Source organism: Bacteroides sp. MSB163 (assembly GCF_036416795.1).
Classification (GTDB): domain Bacteria; phylum Bacteroidota; class Bacteroidia; order Bacteroidales; family Bacteroidaceae; genus Bacteroides; species Bacteroides maternus.
In genome coordinates this window covers 2,621,460-2,641,531 of sequence record NZ_CP143867.1, presented here as the reverse complement: position 1 = coordinate 2,641,531, position 20,072 = coordinate 2,621,460, and the positions used below count along the sequence as shown (strand labels likewise).

Below are 20,072 nucleotides of genomic sequence, written 5' to 3'. Positions count from 1 at the left end.
CGTATCTTCCCTTTCGGTGTCACAATAATCCTGTCGTTTTTCCCCATTACAGCCCCCACACCGGCATCGCTGGCCACCGGAGCGGGCAACAGCATCCCGTAAAAATCCAGAAAGTCGCTCAGGCCGTCGGGCTGTTTCTCCCCATTGAGTTGGCTGTGCGGGGATGGCGCATGGGGCTGTTTCCATTTATGGACTCTCTCCGTATGGTGTATTTCCGTAGCCGGCGGAGTAGGAAGAAGCATCGCACGGATGATCTCCGGCAGTCCCTGCTGGCTGCCGTTCGGTCCTCTCAGCTTGTAATCCTGGGCCGTTACGGTGGGCAATAAACCAAACCCGGTCCCTCCTGTGGGGCGCACCGACGGCGCAAGCCGGTATAAGTATCGGCTGGACGGAATATCCTTCACGTTCAAGATCACGGCAAATGGTTTCAACGACATATTGCTGCCATCTTTTAAATACAGGCTCACTCTCTCCGAATAGAGTGGATTGGCTTCCCACTTCAGTCTCCTGACCGGGCTGTACTATCGTGAGGATGCCAGCAACGTTTTCACCAATGACCCAATCAGGCCTGATTTCATGTATGGCCCGGAGTATGTGAGGCCAGAGGTAACGGTTATCATCCGCTCCTTTTCTTTGGCCTGCAACGGAAAAGAGTTGACAAGGAAAACCTCCTGTAAGAACATTAATTTTTCCTCTTCACTGTCTGAAGTCTGTTTTTGTGATGTCTGTATAACTTTTCGCATCTTTAAACCAGTAATTTAAAACCGTGTTACAAAAATCATCCATCTCACAATGAAAAGCGTTCTGCCATCCCATTCATTCGGCTGCCAGATCAGGGGCACCGAATCCGCTGAAAAGGGAAGCGTGTACCAAACGCTTCCCTTTTTTAGTACTTTGCTTTGCTTTTCTTCTTTCATTGTTATTCATTATTTAAAGGTGCAATATTCATGGCTTTCGCATCTATCTTGCGGTAGACATTTCCCATTTCCAACATGTTCTTCAGTCGGAGCAGGTCGGTGATTTCATAGACAGTCATGCCTTTGTGCGTTGTGAAGCGGATATATCCCTTCTGCCGCTGTATCTCCACTTCTTCGGGAGTCATCTGTAAAACTTCACAGATCTCCTGCAAAGTCAAGGTCAGACTTATTTGTTTGACAGTATAGATGTAGGTCAGGATGTCCAGCATCTGGATACATTTACGGTGTGATTTGACAAGTGCCGCAAATTTGTTTCGTTCAATGACGATTACTTTACTTTGATTTTCCATATGAGTTGTTATTTATGAGTTAATAGAATCAGACATAAAATCCTCGTTCCGGCATTCTTCCCTCAGGAACTTGTGTACGTCTGAGGCCCAGAAGTAAATCTTGCCACTGAGCTTGAAATAGGGCAGCTTGCCGGAGTTGCGCCAGCGGATCAGTGTCCGGTCGCATACTTTCAGTATCAGGCGCATATCCCGGCTGTCCAGCATTTGCTTGCCGTTGAAACTGGTTACTGCTTCCAGAGCCGTTTCCAGCTTGGCAATCAGTTTTCGTTGTTCCTCAAAATTTTCCTTTATCATTGCTTTGAGTTTTTCAATATCATTGCTGTTTTCTTCCATACAAATATTTCTTTGTTCCAATGAGTTATTTTTCTTTCTTCGGTTGCAAAGTTTTCAAAAATGGGCATGAAAAAATAGGGCTGACGGTAACCGCCAGCCCCATATTTTCTTCGTTACTTACTTTATATCAATACTATTTATGGAAGTTTTTCTACAGTAATGGAAACAGATAGTTTTTCTACACGATATGGACCTTCAGTATTTGATTGTCAACTGGGAAAAACATGTGGAAGAAAAAAGACCGATAAAAAAATGCCCAGGAAATTGTATGCCCCAGTAAAATGTCGTAAATTTGTATATTATAAAAGGAATGGAAATATGACTATATTTAATGAATATAAGACATACACGGGTAATTCTTTAGTCAATTCCCTCTCTGCTTTGGAAATATGGGCTGTACTGTTTGAGCTAGTGAAAATCAAAAAAGATTGTAGTACAGCATCTCATCCAAAGAGGGTGATTGAAGGGGCTTTATGCCACATTCAATTTATATGGAATTATAAAAAAGAGGCACGAGGAAATTATAAAGGTACTTCTTGATTTCTCACCACAAGTCATAAATTTTATTTTCATCGTTTTCAACTAAAAAAAGAAGAACTGATATTCTCCACGAAAATAGTAATAAAATTAGCTCTTGAAAGAAAAAAATACAACGATATAATCTTAATTTTAATATGATCTATAAAATGAAGCATAAGCCATTATATCATTATAAACAAGAAATACTTAATACACATTTCAATGATAAAGAATTTGCTAGACTTATGTTTAGCTTAAAGAATACAGTAGATTCCGCTACCGTATTTGCTATATATAATGATATGCATTCTTTTAGTACTGTCTACGATAAGTATTTCTTTGGTAATCTGTTTCCAAAGAGTATAGAGGAATTAGGATGTGGAAATGGATATTTTTTTAAGCCTAAATCTATATCTAATGAAATTTCATGGCTTTTTGTGCAAATTTCCATATATAGGGAAAAACTGCAATCCTATACTGAAATAAGAAATTCTGTAGAGAGAAATATTCTTTTAGGATATTATGATGAAGCAATAGAATTACTAGATAAAAGTATTGAATTATTTGGATATTCAATCTGGTATTTTGAATCTAAAATTTTAATCTATAGCTTATCAAATAAAGAAGAAAATATATATAAACTTTTATCAGAAATAAATGAAAGGAAAAAAGATGCAAAAACAGGATTTGTAACTTTTTTATTGCACTACTTGTACAAACGTAGTTCACAAACCAATTCTGCATTTAATTTTGATGTAGAATTGGCCTCCAAATTTAAGATGAATCGAAATGATTTTCAACGAGATCGTTTTATCTATTATCTATTTCGTTTGAATTTTTACAAGCATTATAGTTGGGATGATCTTTCCTCTACATTAGTAATGGAAAGTACGAACTCTTTAATAGATAGATATAATTTATTAATAAATCTACTAAAGGCTTCTTTTGCTACACAAAAAGAACAAAGGACTTTATATGCTAATTGGGGATGTAAAATTTATCGTCGAGTAAAAGATAAACAACTGACACCGTTTGTTGCTTATACACAACCTAAACTTCTTGCAAAAAATTATTACGATGCAAATTTTGTTGATATCCTCAACTCATATTATATTGGTGACTATAATAGAATTGTTAACTTGATTCCTAAATATATAAAAAAAGATCCTTCCAATTTTGATTTGTTAAAAATTTACGCACGTTCACTTCTCTTTTTAGGAAAAGGCTATCAGCAAATTTCAACTTCTGAGAATTGTGTATTAAACAATATAACAAAGCTTATTTATAAAATAATGAAAGAAAAAGATAGTGACAACTATCTTTTTCAATTATATGGAATCAACAAGAATATATATGGGCTAACTCTATCGTGTGGGTTGGATTATTTTTTAAAGGAAGAACGCAATGAGCAATACGATGATGATTTACGCTTAGTATCTATATTTTGTTTCGATCCATACTTTTGTAGAATGCTGGAAGGGGAAAAAAACAAATTATCATATTTAGAAACACCTATTGAATGGATTAATTGTTCAGAAGTGGTGACTTATCAGAAGAAAAAAATATCCAAAGAAATCCCTTATGATAGTCCGATTGTTAAATATATCAAAGAGATAGATAGAGCAAAAATAAAATATGAAAATGGAGACTATTTAGATTCCTTGAATTTGTGGCAGAACATCCTTGCGGAATACAAAGAATCTCTGCCCATAGCTCAAAGTGCTGTTGAATTTATATTTAAATGTTATTTGGCTCTTAATGAAAACCAAAATGCTATTATATTCTATGTAAATCATTTTTTAGATAGTCATGCTTATCTTTCAAGAGTTCAGACCAGTCAATTTTCCAAAGATTTATACAAAAACAAATATAAAAACGGAGTTAAAAATACTATAGACTTATTATTGTTTGTATTTTTAAATGCTACCGAAGAAGAACATAAAAGTTTTGTATTAGAAAGATATTGCGCTTATCAGGAAGTATCAAAGGCTTCAGAATTAATAGATTTACTCAAAAATAGCAGCAATATAGAAAAAGTGGAGTTACTTTTTTATTTACTTGCTACAGAGGATATACTTCGCCACATGAGGTATGTAAAAAGCACGAAGCAGATGTTAGAAGAGCAACAACTTATTTCTCAATTTTTAACTGGTTTAAATAGTAAAAAGCATGATTTATACGAATCTATTAACCAAGAACTGAGAGATACAATGATTGTTTATCAAAATATAAAAAAAATAGATGAAAGTAAAATTTACGCAAATACAGCATCAATCTCACGTTATGAACTGAAGGACTATATTGGTTTATATAACCAATTCAAGCATCTTTATGATATGTCAACACATACAGATATGTTATGTCTAGTCAACGCCTCAAATATTCAGGGAGAAACCAGCCAAGATACAACAGTTATTAATGCTCCTGTAATTTATACAAACAGAGCTTTTATTGATGTTGCATGCCAGATTTTTGATGTTGTTCTTGATAAATTTCTGTTAAGCAAATTTGGGCTAAAGACGTATCTTAGTACACGAATACGTCACGGAGTGCTTGAAGGAGAGATACGTTCAGGTTTTGATCGTTTAAATTTAGTGTTAGCTACGGAAAATAACAGATATATGCCAATAGATTTTTGGAGACACGAATATGGACTCAACAACGTTGATCAACAGGATTTAATGAAAATATTAGAGAATTTCTCTCGTGGCATTAATAAACAAATCGCTCTTTTTAAGGACAGCGTATTGCAAATAAAATTAAAACCGGAGGATAAAGGCTTCTTTAATTACATTCTGGATGATAATACTAAATGTTTTGCAGTTGTTAATGCAGATGCTAACGCTACAAATTATGACGATTTTTGCAATATGATAATGGAATATCTATGCATTTTAACGTCTAAAAATCTTACAGAAATAAGACAAGAAATAGAAAGTAATTGGACAAATTCATTTACGATACTTATCGACAAATTAGAGCAAGATATTCAAAGGTTCGAGAAGAAACATTTTTATTGCGGATTAAAAGCTGCAGTAAATAATGCTCGTGCTGAAATCAATGCAAAATTACAAAAAGTAGAAAGTTGGTTTTATCTGCAAGACGCCAAATTTGAGGATTTTTTACTAAGCCAGCAAATTGAAACTGTTTGGAATATTATGCTTAAAACTTATCCTAATATTGATAGTGAATTAAATGTAGAAATAACAGATGCAAATGTGCTTATTAAGGCTAAATACTTTGTCCATATATCAGATATTTTAACTATATTCTTTAACAATATGTTTAGTTATTGTCGTCCAAAACGGCAAAGGCAATTCTCTATTTCTGCTAAATTGGAAGGAGATCTCATGCATTTACACTTTGAAAATGAAATAAAGGAAGATGAGGAAATGCTAAATAAAAAGTTTGAAGAAATGTTGTCTTCATACAATCGGCTTCAGACGGAGGGTAGAAGTGGACTTGTAAAAGTACGAAAAATTATTAAATACGATTTAGGTTGTGAAGATAACGAACTTCAAATTGTGGCTGAAAATGGTTTTTGTAAAACAGATGTATTTATAAATATCAAAGATTTGAAAGTATGAGTAAAATTTTGATAGTAGAAGATATCCCAGAGAAGGCTGAACGAATAAAAAGTGCCATAAAGCAGGAGTTTCCTAATATTTGTATAGTAGAAAGAAGTTCCTATCATTCTGCTTTAGAAGAAATCTTTAGTAATTACACAGATTACTGTGTGATTCTTTTAGACATGACTATGTCAACTTATGATGTTAATGTAGAAGAAAATGGTGGCGTGCCTGAAGCCCAAGGTGGTAAAAGGATACTTGAGGGCATGTATCTTCGAGATATACCTACCAAAGTAAAAGTTGTAACGATGTTTGATAGCTTTGAGGGAAAAAGGATCAAAGAACTTGATCGTGAGCTCAAAGAAGAAAATCCAGATAATTACGATGGATATATTTTCTTTTCATTTCAAAAGAACGATTGGATTAAACCATTAACAGAATATATAAAAAAAATTGTATGATAAACATTCTTATTATTGACGATTTAGAAGACAAAATCAAAGAAATCAGAAAGATATTACTTGAAGGATGCGGTTTAGATGAAAATCAGATAGATACAGCTAGAAGTATAGCTTCAGGACGATCTTGCCTTGCAAACAAAAGTTATGATATTCTTTTACTTGATTTGTATCTTCCTATGTTTGATAACGAAGATCCTCAAGAAGGGGGTGGTGTAGATTTCTTAAAAGAAATAAATGGAACCACTAGCATCAATATGCCAACTCAAATTATAGGATTAACCGAACGAGAAGATGAATTTTGCAAAGACAAACCGGAGTTTGACAATCTATTATTCAGCATAATACAGCGTAAACCTGGAATGAGCGATTGGATAAAGCAGCTGAAAACAAAAATAGACTTCACAATTAGAAGTAAAGAAACTATTTTAAAATCACTGGCCGATAAAAATCGTTTTGACATAGGTATTATTTGTGCCTTAAATGAAGAATTTTCTCAACTAATGGCTGCTTTTAGTGGTCAAAAGTGGTCCTCGTTTAACGTGGAAGGCTACCCTTATCAGTTTAAAAGAACGACGATCACTACAGCAAATATGGAGGAACATAGAATTGTTGCAGCATGTGTTGGTCGCCCTGGAGTAACAGCCACTTCTATACTTGCTACCACTATGTTTACTATTTTAAAAGTTAATTATTTATTTATGACAGGATTTTCTGCTGGTATCCCTAGTAAAGATATAAAATTGGGTGATTTAATTATAGCAAAATCAGTGCAAGATTATGCCGTCGGAAAACTTTATGATGATATATCCGGTAATACTAAGTTGCTAAAAGAAGTACAACAAATGCCAGGTTCTGCATTTTTAATAGCTAAAGCGCAGGATTTGTTAACGAGTGAAGATTACATGGATAAAATAAATGCAAAAATTCGTAATGTGAATCTTAAAGTTGAAGACCGTGATATGTATGTAGCTCATGTTTCACCAACAGTCTGTGGACCATTTGTTGTCACCTCACCAGAAACAATAGCTAAATTAAAAGCAGATGACCGAAAACTACAAGGTTTAGACATGGAAGGGTTTGGATTATATTCGACTTCATACCTCCTTCATAAAAATGCGTTATGGATTAAAGGAGTTGCTGATTTAGCTGATGGAAACAAAGGTGATGCTTATCATAAGACATGCTCATTTTCGAGTGCCTTATTTTTGTATTGGCTGATTAAGGATTTTATGTGATAATAATCCAATGGGTGATATTATTATTAGTCTTTTCTTGTAAAAAGATGATTATTAGGGAACAAAAAGGGGCTGTCCAAAAAGTCGGCTCCTTACTTTTTTCACTAATAGTCTGTTAATCTTCAATGAAATATTATTCAATAAACTTGAGATTATTACTTTTTCTATTAGGAACAAGGATGATTTTGGAATAACTTTATATATACCAAGGCATCTAACTATAGAGGTATCAACAAGGAGTTTGACTCCGGCAAATTTGTTCCGCTTATGCCATTTTACTCTGTTTTCTTTTTTAATAGATTTAGAAGACATAAAAGAATCCGATTATTTCTTTATTACTTCATGAAAGAAATCTGCCATTTCACTATAAGTATGTTCACGTCCTTCTCTTGATTTAGATAATATAGATTTCTCGGAATTCTCAATTGCTTTATCAAGATCCCCTCCATTTGCAAGCAAAAAATTATGTAATCCTTTACATTTTCTACTTAAAAAATCTTCGGTCTTTTCATAACTACAAATACGCTCTAGTTCCTTAGCTAATTCATTAGAGCTATTAAATTGTTGTGTTGTGTATTTGAAATGATACAAGAACCATATTTCCAGACAGCGCTCGTTCTCAAAAAAACGTATTAGACTTTCTGTTCCCTGCCGCTTCTTGATGATCGTTTTTTGATGATATTTTGTTTTTAGTCTTAAATAATTCTCTCGATTACGCCCTTCTTTCTTATTATCCATATCAATTAGACAGAATATCATGTTATATCCGTCATCAATGCATTGCTCTATTCGACGTTCCAATTCAGTCATGCTAGTAGCATGGTTTGGAACAACTGGTTTCACTTGTGCATGAATAACACCTTCTAATGACTTCAAATAATACTTTTCAGTCGGTCCTTCCCCAATAACAGCTATTGTCGTTTTTGTTTTCCGCGTTTTCATATCACTTCCTTAAAAAATGGAACCTAATTCCGGTTTTGCACCAAGTTTTCCTGTTCTATATGCCTTATAAAGAGATAGATTTTTGTGCAATCCAAATTCAGAAGCACAATAAAGTTCAGTAGAGGCATCTTCCTTTGATTTCTCAGTAAACCAAACCATATCCCGACGTATAAATTCTTCATCCAATAACTGCTGGTCTTGTGTTGTGAACAGTATTTGCGAATTGGCTGTATTCATCATAAAAGTCGTCAGAAAATGGAGCAAAAGATCATAATGCAAATTACTTTCTATTTCATCAAAACTATATATATGATCTTCACGCAACATATTAAACATGCATTCCTGTAGCTGAAAATAGCGTAATGTCCCCAATGATTGGTCAATAGAAGATAAAGTAAAATCAGATCCATCTACGGTGTGATGAGTAAAAAATACATCTTTACCACTTTGCATTCTTGCTTCATTGTCAATACTTATATTAGAAATATTAAAATCAGCCTTTCGCATAGCCGATATAAAATAATCTTTCTTCTCTTTATTATCAATCAACTGCTGAGCAATATCCAAAAGAGTATTTCCCTTCATACCATGCACATACCGAACAATCCAGTTATAGGTATCACGGAATACCTTTGCATCTTCATTTAGAGATACTTTTGCGAAAGTAGACAGTACAGTATGGTTATTCAAAGTATTGTCTACAATTGTTTTCTTACTTTTCAAATGCAAACCGACTGTACGACCAAATTCAATATCCGGTACTACATCTTCATGGACAAACTTCCGACTATAAAATAAAGATAATACTCCATTAGGAGCATATTCCATTTTTTCTGAAATGATATAGCGGTTATTATACTCCACTGAATAGTCGTATCGTACTTGTCCTATATAAAAGGATACGGACAATCGGGTATTTTTATCTTTATCCAAAGCAAACGGGTAAAAAGGTATGGCCTGCAGCTTATTAGTATAGGGAAACATCAACACTCTCCATATTGTTTCATAAGCATAGAGAATATTACTTTTTCCGGAAGCATTAGCTCCATAAAGTATAAGCATACGATTTAACCGCATCCCCGGTTTGATTTCGACAGTCAATAACTCATGAGAGGTCTTGTCTTTGGTAGCCTCGAAAGATAACACTTGCTTTTTTCGTATTGACATGAAATTTTCTATACTGAGTTCTCTAATCATACATTTACCCTTCTATTTCGTAACTTTCCTACAAAAATAGCAAATTATCTGTACAAAAAACACTTTTCTTGCTATTATTTCACTTTTTTATCTTTTGGGGTAATTTCGTATTATCACCAGTTGATTAATTCCATTCCTAATGAAAAGAGCTGACTTTTCATGACAATAAGTGACATTATAACCTAAATCATACAAATACGCCCTATCTTGCATCAAAATCATGGTGTAACTTAAAAATATCGTTATTATGGAAGTCATTTACATTGAAACCAAGCTGTTTGAAAAGATGATGAATCAATTCAACGCTTTTACAAAACAAGTAGATTCGCTTTGTCAAAAAGTTGATGTCAAAAATCTTAGTGCATGAATGGATAGCCAAGATGTATGTTTGAGATTGAATATTTCTCCCCGAACATTACAAACCCTAAGAGATAATGGTAAATTACCTTATTCACAAATTCAGCACAAGATTTTCTATAAGCCGGAAGATGTAGAAGCATTATTGACTTTTGTTGGGCTTCAACGGAAAGAGAAAATTTTAAAATCAAAAAATATAAATCAATAGGCCATGGAAGGAATTATAATGAAAGACAACAAACAGATTGTTGCTTTTTTCAAGGCGTTGGACAGTATGCTTGTGAAAATGAACAAGATCGTAGATAATAGCCGTCCTCCATTGAATGGAGAGCGATATATTACAGATAAGGAGTTAGCTCAATGATTAAAAATTAGCAGAAGAACTTTGCAAGAGTATCGTAACAATGGAACGCTTCCTTATTATCAGTTAGGGGGAAAGATCTTGTATAAAGAATCAGATGTGGAAAAGTTATTGGAAGATAATTATCGTAAGGCTTTTCAAGAGTAGATTCTCTATCCGGTCTGAAATATTGCCAAAGGTGTTCTGTATAATATTCATCTGATTATAAGAGTGCTACGTTCAATTAATGGCTCATAAATTAGCATATCAAATAGAAATTTCGTAACTTTGTAACATGATAGAAGGATGAATACCACTGTAAAATGCAGCAGGTAATACAGGGTGAAATCGGAGGACTTCACAAACCTGATATTTTAGAAAGACTGATAATCAAACGGTTACAGAAGCATAATATAAAGTATTCGAGCCCCAGGCGAAGTATAAGAAATTAAGTAGTTATCTGATGTAGATGGCTACTTTTTTTGTTTATATACATTAGATACAGGCATTTATGCATGTTTCATGACAAGTAGCTATATCTCCTGTTCTTACTTTTGATGTTTTCCTCCTTTTTTACCCTAAAACAAAAGTTGAAAGGTAGAGTTGGGAGGAAATAATCATTAATAAAAAGAACAGTATGATGAAAATGAAGACATTAAAGGAAGGTATTGTAGTCCATGCGGATAGTTTGGGAGAGTTGTTCAAGTTTTCGGCGGAGCATACTTGCAGGAGTATGCTGCATAGCTTGGAAGAATTTGCTAATACGGAATTAGTTACTTTTAAAGGATTGACAGCAGGATTCTTTTTGGGGTTTGAGCACTATTTGTGGGCTTCGGGATGTTCGAGGAATACTTCGGCGTGCTATTTTCGAGCATTGCGGGTTATTTGTCGGAAAGCAGAAAAGGAGAAAGTGCTGAAAGATGCTAAGCAACTCTTTAGTGAGGTGTTTATGGGGTATGAAGAGACGAAGAAGAGAGCGCTGAGTATTGAACAGCTTCGTATGGTGGCAAGTGCAGATTTGGAGGAGCCAAGTTTAGTGATGGCACGAGATCTGTTTATCCTTTCTTATTATCTACGAGGGATTCCTTTTATAGATTTGGCTTATCTACGGAAGACGGATATTCATGATAATGTGCTTTGCTATCGCCGTAGCAAGACGGGGAGGATGTTAACGATTACGCTTGAACCGTGGATGTGGGAAATTATTGAGAGGTATTCATGTGATGATTCGGATTCACCATATTTATTAAGGATTATACGCCAACCGGGAAGTATTCTTGAAGAGAGGCGGCAGTATGAGAGTGCCTTGCGACTTTACAATAAACATTTGTATCAGTTATCTGAGCGATTGGGATTGGGAGTGAGACTGACTTCATACGTGGCGAAACATCATACAATCTCTATCTAATTGAAAATTAAACAGTTATTTCTGTTTAATTAATATCAGGTAACGATTTAGAAACGAGCGAATTACAATATTCTGTTTTCTTTTGCCTCTGTCAAAGAACGATTCTTTCAATGCAAATATACACTTTACTTGTGACAAAAGCAATCTTTTTCTACATTTAATCGACTTACAGTCAGCCTTAAAGAGGGTATCTGGTCTCATTCCATCTTCTTCCTCAAAAATAACATAGCAGTCTAAATTGGTTTATGTATGGGATAGGTCTTGTTCATTCGATCCGGTAGACTACTATACATAAAAGTATAAAGGCGAGATACGACAAGGAGATGCCATGCTTTTGTGTAAGGGGAATCTCTCTTAGCTTATCGCAGACCATGTATAGCTAAGTGTTTTGAGAATAAACAGTCTGTAAAAAACGGAAAGACACCGATTATGGGCCGTATCACCATCAATGGAACCCAAGCCGGTTTCAGTTGTAAGAAAGAAGTGTCCCTCGCTTTGTGGGACGTCAAAACCAACCGGGCCAAAGGCAAGTCCGAGGAGGCCCGTACACTCAATCAGGAGCTTGACAATATCAAGGCGCAAATCACCAGGCACTACCAGTACATCTGCGACCACGACAGTTTTGTTACAGCCAAGAAAGTCTATAACCGCTATGTCGGCTTCTCAGAGGAATGCCACACCCTTATGAACCTTTTCAGGGAACAGCTGGAACCGTATAAAAAGAAAATCGGCATAGAGAAAGCCGAAAGCACCTACTGCGGTCTGGTTGCCGATTACAAGAGTCTCCTGCTTTTCATGAAAAGCAAGAAGAATGCAGAGGATATTGTCATCGAAGAACTTGAGAAATCATTCATCGAGGATTACTACAACTGGATGCTCGGTACATGCGCTTTGGCAAACTCCACTGTCTTCGGGCGTGTCAATACCTTGAAGTGGCTGATGTATATCGCGCAGGAAAAAGGCTGGATACGGGTTCATCCGTTCGCATCATTCGAGTGTATGCCCGAATACAAGAGGCGTTCTTTCCTTTCCGAAGAGGAACTGCAAAGGATAATCCATATAGAACCGAGATACAAACGCCAGCGTGCCATGCGCGACATGTTCCTGTTCATGTGCTTCACCGGTCTTTCCTATGTGGACTTGAAAGCCATAACATACGATAATATCCATACCGACTCCGACGGCGGTACATGGCTGATGGGCAACCGTATAAAAACGGGAGTGGCGTATGTCGTAAAATTATTGCCCATTGCTATCGAACTGATTGAAAAATATAGGGGTACGGATGAAAAGAAAGACTCCCCGAATGTGTCTTTCCGGTAGGTGAATACAATGCCATGCGGCTCAGTCTTGGAATCATAGGCAGGAAATGCAACTCCGGGGCGAGGTCACCCCGCACATCGGACGCCACGCATTTGCCGTTCTGGCCATACTCAAGGGGATGCTGCTGGAAACTCTTCAGAAAGTGTTTGGGCATAAGTCCATCACATACGTCCTGCGCATCCATTCACTTGTCCGGCGCAGGCGGGGCAATCTTTTTCTGGAAGTCGCCCATCTGTACGACCAGCGTGCTGACCAGCTTTCTCAACTCCTAATACGCGCTTGTTTCAATAATTGTCAGTTCCATACTAAAATTCTTTTTAAGATTCTGAATATGCGACAAAGTAACGCACATCCTATATCCTTTCCAAACAGATAATATCAGAGTCTTCCGTTGGCGTGCATTGGCGTATCCAACGTTAAAAGAGAAGGTCCTTCACCTGCATCCATGCGGCAACGGAACTTCCATTCCCTTACTTGTTTTCCATAAATTTATAGGATTAATTTCTGGTGCATGATATTAATAGTCATTATTCTGTCTGCTTTTTTTGCTTGCATAATTGCAGCTAACAGTTATCTATTCCAGAACGCATTGTTATGGAAAATGGCAAGCTGTTTTGTTGGTTTATGGATATTGTGTATGATAATTACCGTCTTCGTTTGTCGTAAACTTGAATGCTCTAATTAAAACAGTACGGTTGTCATGCTTTGTGTGTTTTATTATAAATATTATGAATTATTTGGAATTGATATGTAATATAGATAATTTTGCAGTCGGGAAATGGTTTCGGGAGGTTTACGCCTTCCGAATGAAAAGGGAACCCGGTGAAAATCCGGGACAGTACCCGCTGCTGTGAGTCCACAAAAACGGACATCGAACTTTTGCCACTGGTGTAATACCGGGAAGGCACGATGACCGGGACGAGTCAGAAGACCTGCCATGACCGGAATGAGATTTACACCTGCGGGATATACGGGTCGTAATCAAATAAGGAATAGCTCATCGGCCATTCAATATTTGAAGACAGACATATTCCCGTTCGTGTAAGTCCGCACGAACGGGAATTTTTTGTGTTTGTTAATAATATGTTTTACATTAAAATGAGTGACCTATGAAAAGAAAATTACGCTTTCTGGCAGGTGCCTGTCTATTTACCGCAACCGCCTTGTTCTCTGGCTGTAGTTCGGACGATGACTTTTTGATGGACCCGGTTGATTCCGGAACTTCGCAAACCCGTGCTGTGACAAATCCGGACGGTACTTTAACTATCACTTTCGATGATTTCGATCCCGGCATGTTAGCAGGACCTACCTCGGCCGGAGAAAATCTTTATTCGTACCAAGGGTATCCTCAAGTAACCACCATTTACGACAATACTCCGGAAGAATATCTCTTCCTTTCAATGTTTAATACTGTAGGTGGAAGCACAGAGTATTCCAGCGGCGGCATCGCACTTTCCAACTGGAACATCCGCTCCAATCAGTCGGGAAATACCGGAGACTGGTGGTATTCTTATCTAAACCAATGTTCTGTCTATAACACTGCGGTGGAAGCGGAAGGACAGAATAAGGAAGCCGGGCACAGCGGTTCCAATTTCGGTGTCGTTTACGGATATGTGGATGCTTACAATCAGGCATGGATGGCTAAACCAGAATTTTATTTCAATGTTCCCCGGAAATTGGTCGGCCTGTGGATCTGCAACACCTCATACACTTATGGTGTCATTACTTATGGTAATCAGTTCGGTTCTACGGGGGTAGCGACTCCTCTGAAAGAGATGAAAGGGTATTTCCAAGTGAATCTGGAATGTTATGATGCGAATGGCGGTCTGATCCGCACTTACAAACGTCTTTTAGCCGATTATCGTAACGGCCAACAACAGGTTGATCCTATCACGACATGGGATTATTGGGAAATCAATGCCGAAGGGGTGCAAAGTGTGAAATTCAACTTCGAGGGTTCGGATTCGGGAGCATACGGTTTGAATACTCCAGCTTATATCTGTATTGATGATATCACCATACAATAAAAAGAATACAAGGATATCCCTTCTGTCGGGGGTATCCCTGTTATTTTTCTAAAATCCACACATCATGCATCGTTTTCACTATTTTATTATTTCTGCCTGTATGCTGTTCACCTCCTGCAACAAGGATGAAGTCATTACCGAAGAAGTAGGAGGACAACCTATAATAGAACTTGACAGCGAGACCGGTATTTACACGGTCAAGGTCGATCACGAATTGACTATCGCCCCGACATACCAGAATGTTGAAGATGCTCTTTTTGCTTGGACGATAGACGGTACGCTGGTTTCTTCGGGTCCGTCTCTTCAACGTACATGGAATGAATGCGGGGATTTTTATGTCAAACTAAGAGTAGACAATGCGGAAGGCTATGCCGAAGAGGAACTGAAAGTAGAAGTGAAAGAACTCACCCCTCCGGTCATCTCACTGGCACTACCTTCGCAGGGGCTAAAAGTCGTCCGGAATACCGATTACACATTTACTCCCGATATTCAGCATTCGGATGTCGAAGGGTTCAAAATCGAATGGGTACGGGAAGGAAAAATCGTTTCCACCGAGAATACTTATACTTTCAATGAAAAAGAACTCGGTGTTTATACGGTGACAATCAACGCTTCCAATATAGATGGGACAACAACGAAAGACGTAAGCGTAGAGGTCGTGGAAACGATGCCCTACGTTGTCAAATTCCCGACCCCGTCTTACCTGCAAACATCCACGGACAGGTACACTTTTGCCGACCGTCCTGTTTTCCTGCGTCCGTTGTTGGAGTATTTCGACAATCCCCGTTTTGAGTGGAGTGTGGACGGTCAGGTCATGGAAGGAGAAGTGGAACGCATGTTCAAGTTCACGCCGTCCGCACCCGGAGAATACACCGTCTCCTGTACTGTGTCGGAAGACACACCGACGGAAAAAATAAGCAGGAATATCGACAAAGGGAAAACGGCTGTCACTGCCACCGTAAAAGTCGTTTGTGTGGACAAAAAGGAACAAGACGGCTTCCGGGCTTCGGGAAGTTCCAAGCTCTGGAATAAAGTCTATGAATATACCCCAGCTCCCGGCCAATTTATCAACGAGACGAGCACGATAGGCGGTATGACCGGCAACGAAACATCCCCTGAAGCGGCTGTCGCATGGGCAACACAGCGTTTGAAAGACAAACTGCACGTCTCTTTAGGTTCTTTCGGGGGTTATATCATCGTCGGCTTCGACCACAGTATTCCCAATTCGGGTAACCAATATGATTTCTGTGTTCAGGGGAACGCCTTTGACGGCAGTTCCGAACCGGGTATCGTATGGGTCATGCAAGATATAAACGGAAACGGATTGCCGGATGACGAGTGGTACGAACTGAAAGGATCTGAAGCAGGCAAGGAAGAAACAATACAGAATTTTGAAGTGACCTATTACCGTCCGGAAGGCAAAAAAATGGATGTCCAATGGATCAGTTCCGACGGTAGAAACGGCTGGGTAGACTATCTGTCCGCTTATCATACACAAGACTATTATTATCCGGCTTGGATTTCGGAAAACAGTTATACCCTGACAGGCACTTGTCTGGCCGCCCGCAACACCCAAGATTCTCAAACCGGTTATTGGGATAATCAGAGTTATGACTGGGGGTACGTGGATAATTTCGGAAACGACCAGATAGAAGGCGGCAGTACGGTGGATGGAAGCGGACAAAGGAACGGTTTCAAAATTTCCAATGCCATCCATGCCGATGGAACGGAAGCCAATCTGCAATATATTGACTTTATCAAAATACAATGCGGTGTTCTGGCCAAAAGCGGCTGGCTGGGCGAAGTTTCTACGGAGGTATTTTCTTTTGAGGATCTAACCAAATAATAAAAATTACAAGTATGAAAATTTATTTTCTTCCCATGCTCCTATCCTTGTTCTTTTTGGGAGCGTGTGACAAAAACGATGAAATTATACCTGAAGATGCAGATGAAAATTTCATCACATCGGTCGTGATGACCGTGGACGGGAAATCGTACACGGCCGACATTACGGACAATACAGTAACAATAACCGTTCCCTATACGGTATCGCTGAACAACGCCGAAGTGGAATTCAAGTACACAACTTCTGCAACAATCATACCTGATCCTGAAACGGTAACGGACTGGGATAACGAACGAACCTTCCGGGTGACATCCTATAACGGAGATGCCCGCGAATATACCTATAAGGTCGTGAAAAGCGAGATAGAATCTGACGGAGATGTGGAGTTGAAGACCACCGAGGAGGTAGCTTCTTTTGCCGCAACCAAAACAACCGTTGTCAAAGGGAACCTGATTATCGGCTCTGATGCGGAAGAGGCAGAAAAAATCACTGACATATCTGCATTGGCATCTTTGAAAGAGGTTACTGGCAACATTGTCATTCGTAACAGTTACAACGGTGCAGACTTGACAGGGTTGGATAATATCGTTTCTGCCGGAGGTTTACAGGTAGGTTCGACCGATGTCGCCTCGAAAGCTACGGAACTTCACATGATTTCCATGAAAGCATTGGAAACGCTCTCCGGAGACATATCGGTATATAACGACCAAGTGACGTATGTCCTATTCGAGAAACTGGCAACTATTGAAGGAAGCGTGATGTTCAATGCGTCGTCGTTACAGAGTTTTGAGTTTCCGGTTCTGACTACTGTAGGTCAGGATCTGAATCTTCAAGGACTCAATGAAGAGAACACAGCAGCCGGTTCGATTGCGTCTTTGGAAATACCGGAACTGACAAGTGTCGGAGGGGTCTTGTCCGTAAACAATCTTGCCAAGCTGACTTCCATGAGCTTCCTTAAGCTGAAAGAGACCGGTGGCCTTGATTTCCATACCGTCCCCGTGATGTTGGAAACCATCAACCTTCCGGAAATCGAAACAGTAAACGGAAGTATTATTATGGAAGCCAATATGGAAGCTCCTCCTACCGGTAGTTTTGTTCCCCAACGAAATGACGTGCTTCAGGCTTTCGGTGGAATGGACAAACTGACAACGATAAAGGGACAGATAAAGATAAAGAATTTCACGGCACTCAAACAACTTCCCGACTGGAGCAAGATCACCACACTTGGAAGCATCACGCTGGATTATCTTGAAGATGTGAGCGGAACACTGCTGTTGCCGAACGCCCGATTTGAAACCTTCGGAGAAACAGCGCCCCAGATTGAAATTATAAACAAGGTGCAGCTCTCCAAAATTGAAACAGCCGAAGATTTGTCAAATGTAAATTTTGTCATCACCAGTCTCACGAATAATAAGTTCCCTGAAATCACGTTCAAGAATATCAAAGACTTCACTTGTAAGCCAACCACCAACAATATCGATTATACCATATCGACAATTCAACATGTATATGGAAATCTAAATGTGACAGGCCAAATGCGAAGCAATGCCAAATTTCCCGACTTGGAAATCATAGATGGATATGGATATATCCAAATACCCATGTTTGCTTCAATCACAATGCCAGTCTTGAAAGAAGTGGGAGGACAGTTCTATTTATCTGGAAATTTTACCAGTTGTAACTTGCCCTTACTATCCAAAGTTTGTTGTTCAGCTTCTCCTGTATATTATAAAGAGGGAGAGGGTTCGTTAGCAATATCTTTACAAAGTAAATCGCTGGATATTCCGGAATTGCTTCACGTAGGAGGTGAAGGGTTGTTCGTTAATAAAGCAACAGGCATTACTTGTGATAAATTACAGACTATAGATGGTACGCTACAGATAAAAAGTGCGACTTCTCTTTCTCAGGAAACACTTTCCATGGAGAAGTTGGAGACCTTGCATGGGGTTGTTTTTGACGGTTTGACGAAATTTACCGACTACACTTTCTTCGGCAAGTTTATAGAAAACGGAATGATTACGGGGGAAAGTTGGAGCGTGACGAAATGTGGGTATAACCCAACCTTCCAAAATATGAAGGACAAACAATATACGCAGCAGGATTAAACCTTATACCTTAACCAGAGTACCCGTAATGATTCGGGTACTCTTTTTTATCCGAATGACAATGAGCAGAACAATACAACGGATTTGCCTTTTTCTTTTCTGCCTGCCAGTTTTCGGCAGTTGCATGAAATGGGATTACGGAGAGATGGAAGATTTCTCTGTATCGGCCTCTGGTCTTTTCATTACCAACGAGGGGAATTTCCAGTACAGCAATGCCACGCTTTCCTACTACGATCCCGCCACGTGCGAAGTGGAGAATGAAGTGTTTTACCGTGCCAACGGGTTCAAGTTGGGCGATGTGGCCCAGTCTATGGTTATCCGGGACGGTATAGGCTGGATCGTGGTGAACAACTCGCATGTGATTTTCGCCATCGACATCAATACTTTCAAGGAAGTGGGCCGTATCACAGGTTTCACCTCACCCCGGTATATCCATTTTCTGTCGGATGAGAAAGCCTATGTGACGCAGATATGGGACTACCGTATCTTCATCATCAACCCCAAGACATACGAGATTACCGGCTATATCGAATGTCCAGACATGGACATGGAATCGGGTTCCACCGAACAAATGGTACAATACGGCAAGTACGTCTATGTGAACTGCTGGTCGTACCAGAACCGCATCCTGAAAATCGACACGGAGACGGACAAGGTCGTGGACGAACTGACCATCGGCATACAACCTACTTCGCTGGTCATGGACAAATACAACAAGATGTGGACCATCACGGATGGCGGTTACGAGGGCAGCCCATACGGTTACGAGGCACCGTCTCTCTATCGTATAGACGCCGAGACTTTCACCGTAGAGAAACAGTTCAAGTTTAAGCTGGGCGACTGGCCTTCGGAAGTCCAGCTCAACGGTACACGGGATACACTTTACTGGATCAACAACGATATTTGGCGAATGCCGGTGGAAGCCGACCGTGTTCCCGTCCGGCCTTTTCTGGAGTTTCGGGACACCAAATACTACGGCCTTACGGTCAATCCCAACAACGGGGAGGTATATGTGGCCGACGCTATTGATTACCAGCAACAAGGTATCGTGTATCGCTATTCGCCGCAAGGCAAGCTGATCGATGAATTTTACGTGGGAATCATTCCGGGAGCTTTCTGCTGGAAATAACGAGGAAGGAGGAC

18 protein-coding genes, 1 pseudogene and 1 riboswitch are annotated in these 20,072 nt (G+C 38.9%); of the genes and pseudogenes, 13 read left to right on the top strand and 6 right to left on the bottom strand.

Annotation, left to right across the window (positions count from 1 at the left end; translation table 11 throughout):
• Positions 1-186 precede the first annotated feature (186 nt).
• The 4 genes from VYM24_RS09500 to VYM24_RS09485 form a co-directional block, all read right to left on the bottom strand.
• Positions 187-687: a DNA cytosine methyltransferase gene (locus VYM24_RS09500; protein ID WP_425286655.1), complete on the bottom strand. Its 501-nt coding sequence runs from the start codon at positions 685-687 to the stop codon at positions 187-189.
• Between the two features lie 71 nt (positions 688-758).
• Positions 759-917 carry a hypothetical protein gene (locus VYM24_RS09495; protein WP_330942018.1) on the bottom strand — a complete coding sequence of 53 codons (159 nt, stop codon included), beginning with the start codon at positions 915-917 and terminating at the stop codon, positions 759-761.
• 2 nt (positions 918-919) lie between these two features.
• On the bottom strand, positions 920-1,267 hold the full coding sequence (locus VYM24_RS09490; RefSeq protein WP_008777601.1) for a hypothetical protein: 348 nt from the start codon (positions 1,265-1,267) through the stop codon (positions 920-922).
• Positions 1,268-1,279: 12 nt separating this feature from the next.
• On the bottom strand, positions 1,280-1,600 hold the full coding sequence (locus VYM24_RS09485; protein ID WP_250702467.1) for a helix-turn-helix domain-containing protein: 321 nt from the start codon (positions 1,598-1,600) through the stop codon (positions 1,280-1,282).
• Positions 1,601-1,918: 318 nt separating this feature from the next.
• On the opposite strand from VYM24_RS09485, the gene VYM24_RS09480 reads away from it, so the two are divergent.
• From VYM24_RS09480 to VYM24_RS09465, 4 genes are all read left to right on the top strand, one after another.
• Positions 1,919-2,140 (top strand): hypothetical protein, encoded by a 222-nt coding sequence (locus VYM24_RS09480; RefSeq protein ID WP_330942017.1) that lies wholly within the window; start codon positions 1,919-1,921, stop codon positions 2,138-2,140.
• A 146-nt stretch (positions 2,141-2,286) separates the two neighbouring features.
• A complete protein-coding gene (locus VYM24_RS09475) occupies positions 2,287-5,706 on the top strand; it encodes a hypothetical protein (protein WP_250714450.1) in 3,420 nt (1,139 codons plus the stop codon).
• Positions 5,703-6,149 (top strand): response regulator, encoded by a 447-nt coding sequence (locus VYM24_RS09470; RefSeq protein ID WP_250702393.1) that lies wholly within the window; start codon positions 5,703-5,705, stop codon positions 6,147-6,149. Before VYM24_RS09475 ends, VYM24_RS09470 begins: the two co-directional genes overlap by 4 nt.
• Entirely contained in the window at positions 6,146-7,384 is a 1,239-nt protein-coding gene (locus VYM24_RS09465) for a 5'-methylthioadenosine/S-adenosylhomocysteine nucleosidase family protein (RefSeq protein ID WP_250702392.1), read from the top strand. Before VYM24_RS09470 ends, VYM24_RS09465 begins: the two co-directional genes overlap by 4 nt.
• 324 nt (positions 7,385-7,708) lie before the next feature.
• Here the strand turns inward: VYM24_RS09465 and VYM24_RS09460 are convergent, their stop codons facing one another.
• Positions 7,709-8,326 (bottom strand): RloB family protein, encoded by a 618-nt coding sequence (locus VYM24_RS09460; protein WP_250700989.1) that lies wholly within the window; start codon positions 8,324-8,326, stop codon positions 7,709-7,711.
• A gap of 9 nt (positions 8,327-8,335) precedes the next feature.
• Positions 8,336-9,523 carry an AAA family ATPase gene (locus VYM24_RS09455; protein ID WP_330942016.1) on the bottom strand — a complete coding sequence of 396 codons (1,188 nt, stop codon included), beginning with the start codon at positions 9,521-9,523 and terminating at the stop codon, positions 8,336-8,338.
• 367 nt (positions 9,524-9,890) lie between these two features.
• Between VYM24_RS09455 and VYM24_RS09450 the strand changes: the two genes are divergently transcribed.
• From VYM24_RS09450 to VYM24_RS09410, 9 genes and pseudogenes are all read left to right on the top strand, one after another.
• Positions 9,891-10,088, top strand: a complete 198-nt coding sequence (locus VYM24_RS09450; RefSeq protein WP_211737797.1) for a helix-turn-helix domain-containing protein — start codon at positions 9,891-9,893, stop codon at positions 10,086-10,088.
• Positions 10,089-10,091: 3 nt separating this feature from the next.
• Positions 10,092-10,388 (top strand): annotated as a pseudogene (locus VYM24_RS09445) (helix-turn-helix domain-containing protein).
• 469 nt (positions 10,389-10,857) lie between these two features.
• On the top strand, positions 10,858-11,628 hold the full coding sequence (locus tag VYM24_RS09440) for a site-specific integrase (RefSeq protein WP_330942015.1): 771 nt from the start codon (positions 10,858-10,860) through the stop codon (positions 11,626-11,628).
• A gap of 429 nt (positions 11,629-12,057) precedes the next feature.
• Positions 12,058-12,951, top strand: coding sequence for a phage integrase SAM-like domain-containing protein (locus tag VYM24_RS09435; protein ID WP_004289225.1), 894 nt, complete (start codon positions 12,058-12,060; stop codon positions 12,949-12,951).
• Positions 12,952-12,997: 46 nt separating this feature from the next.
• The gene (locus VYM24_RS09430) at positions 12,998-13,327 is read left to right on the top strand and encodes a site-specific integrase (protein ID WP_004289226.1); all 330 of its coding nucleotides are present in this window, start codon (positions 12,998-13,000) and stop codon (positions 13,325-13,327) included.
• 386 nt (positions 13,328-13,713) lie between these two features.
• Positions 13,714-13,905: riboswitch (cobalamin riboswitch) on the top strand.
• 155 nt (positions 13,906-14,060) lie between these two features.
• Positions 14,061-14,978, top strand: coding sequence for a DUF4465 domain-containing protein (locus VYM24_RS09425; RefSeq protein ID WP_007567599.1), 918 nt, complete (start codon positions 14,061-14,063; stop codon positions 14,976-14,978).
• A 64-nt stretch (positions 14,979-15,042) separates the two neighbouring features.
• Positions 15,043-16,824 carry a PKD-like domain-containing protein gene (locus VYM24_RS09420; protein ID WP_004293827.1) on the top strand — a complete coding sequence of 594 codons (1,782 nt, stop codon included), beginning with the start codon at positions 15,043-15,045 and terminating at the stop codon, positions 16,822-16,824.
• A 14-nt stretch (positions 16,825-16,838) separates the two neighbouring features.
• A complete protein-coding gene (locus VYM24_RS09415; RefSeq protein WP_007567602.1) occupies positions 16,839-18,929 on the top strand; it encodes a receptor L domain-containing protein in 2,091 nt (696 codons plus the stop codon).
• 28 nt (positions 18,930-18,957) lie between these two features.
• Positions 18,958-20,058, top strand: coding sequence for a YncE family protein (locus VYM24_RS09410; protein WP_004293828.1), 1,101 nt, complete (start codon positions 18,958-18,960; stop codon positions 20,056-20,058).
• The last annotated feature ends 14 nt before the right edge of the window (positions 20,059-20,072 follow it).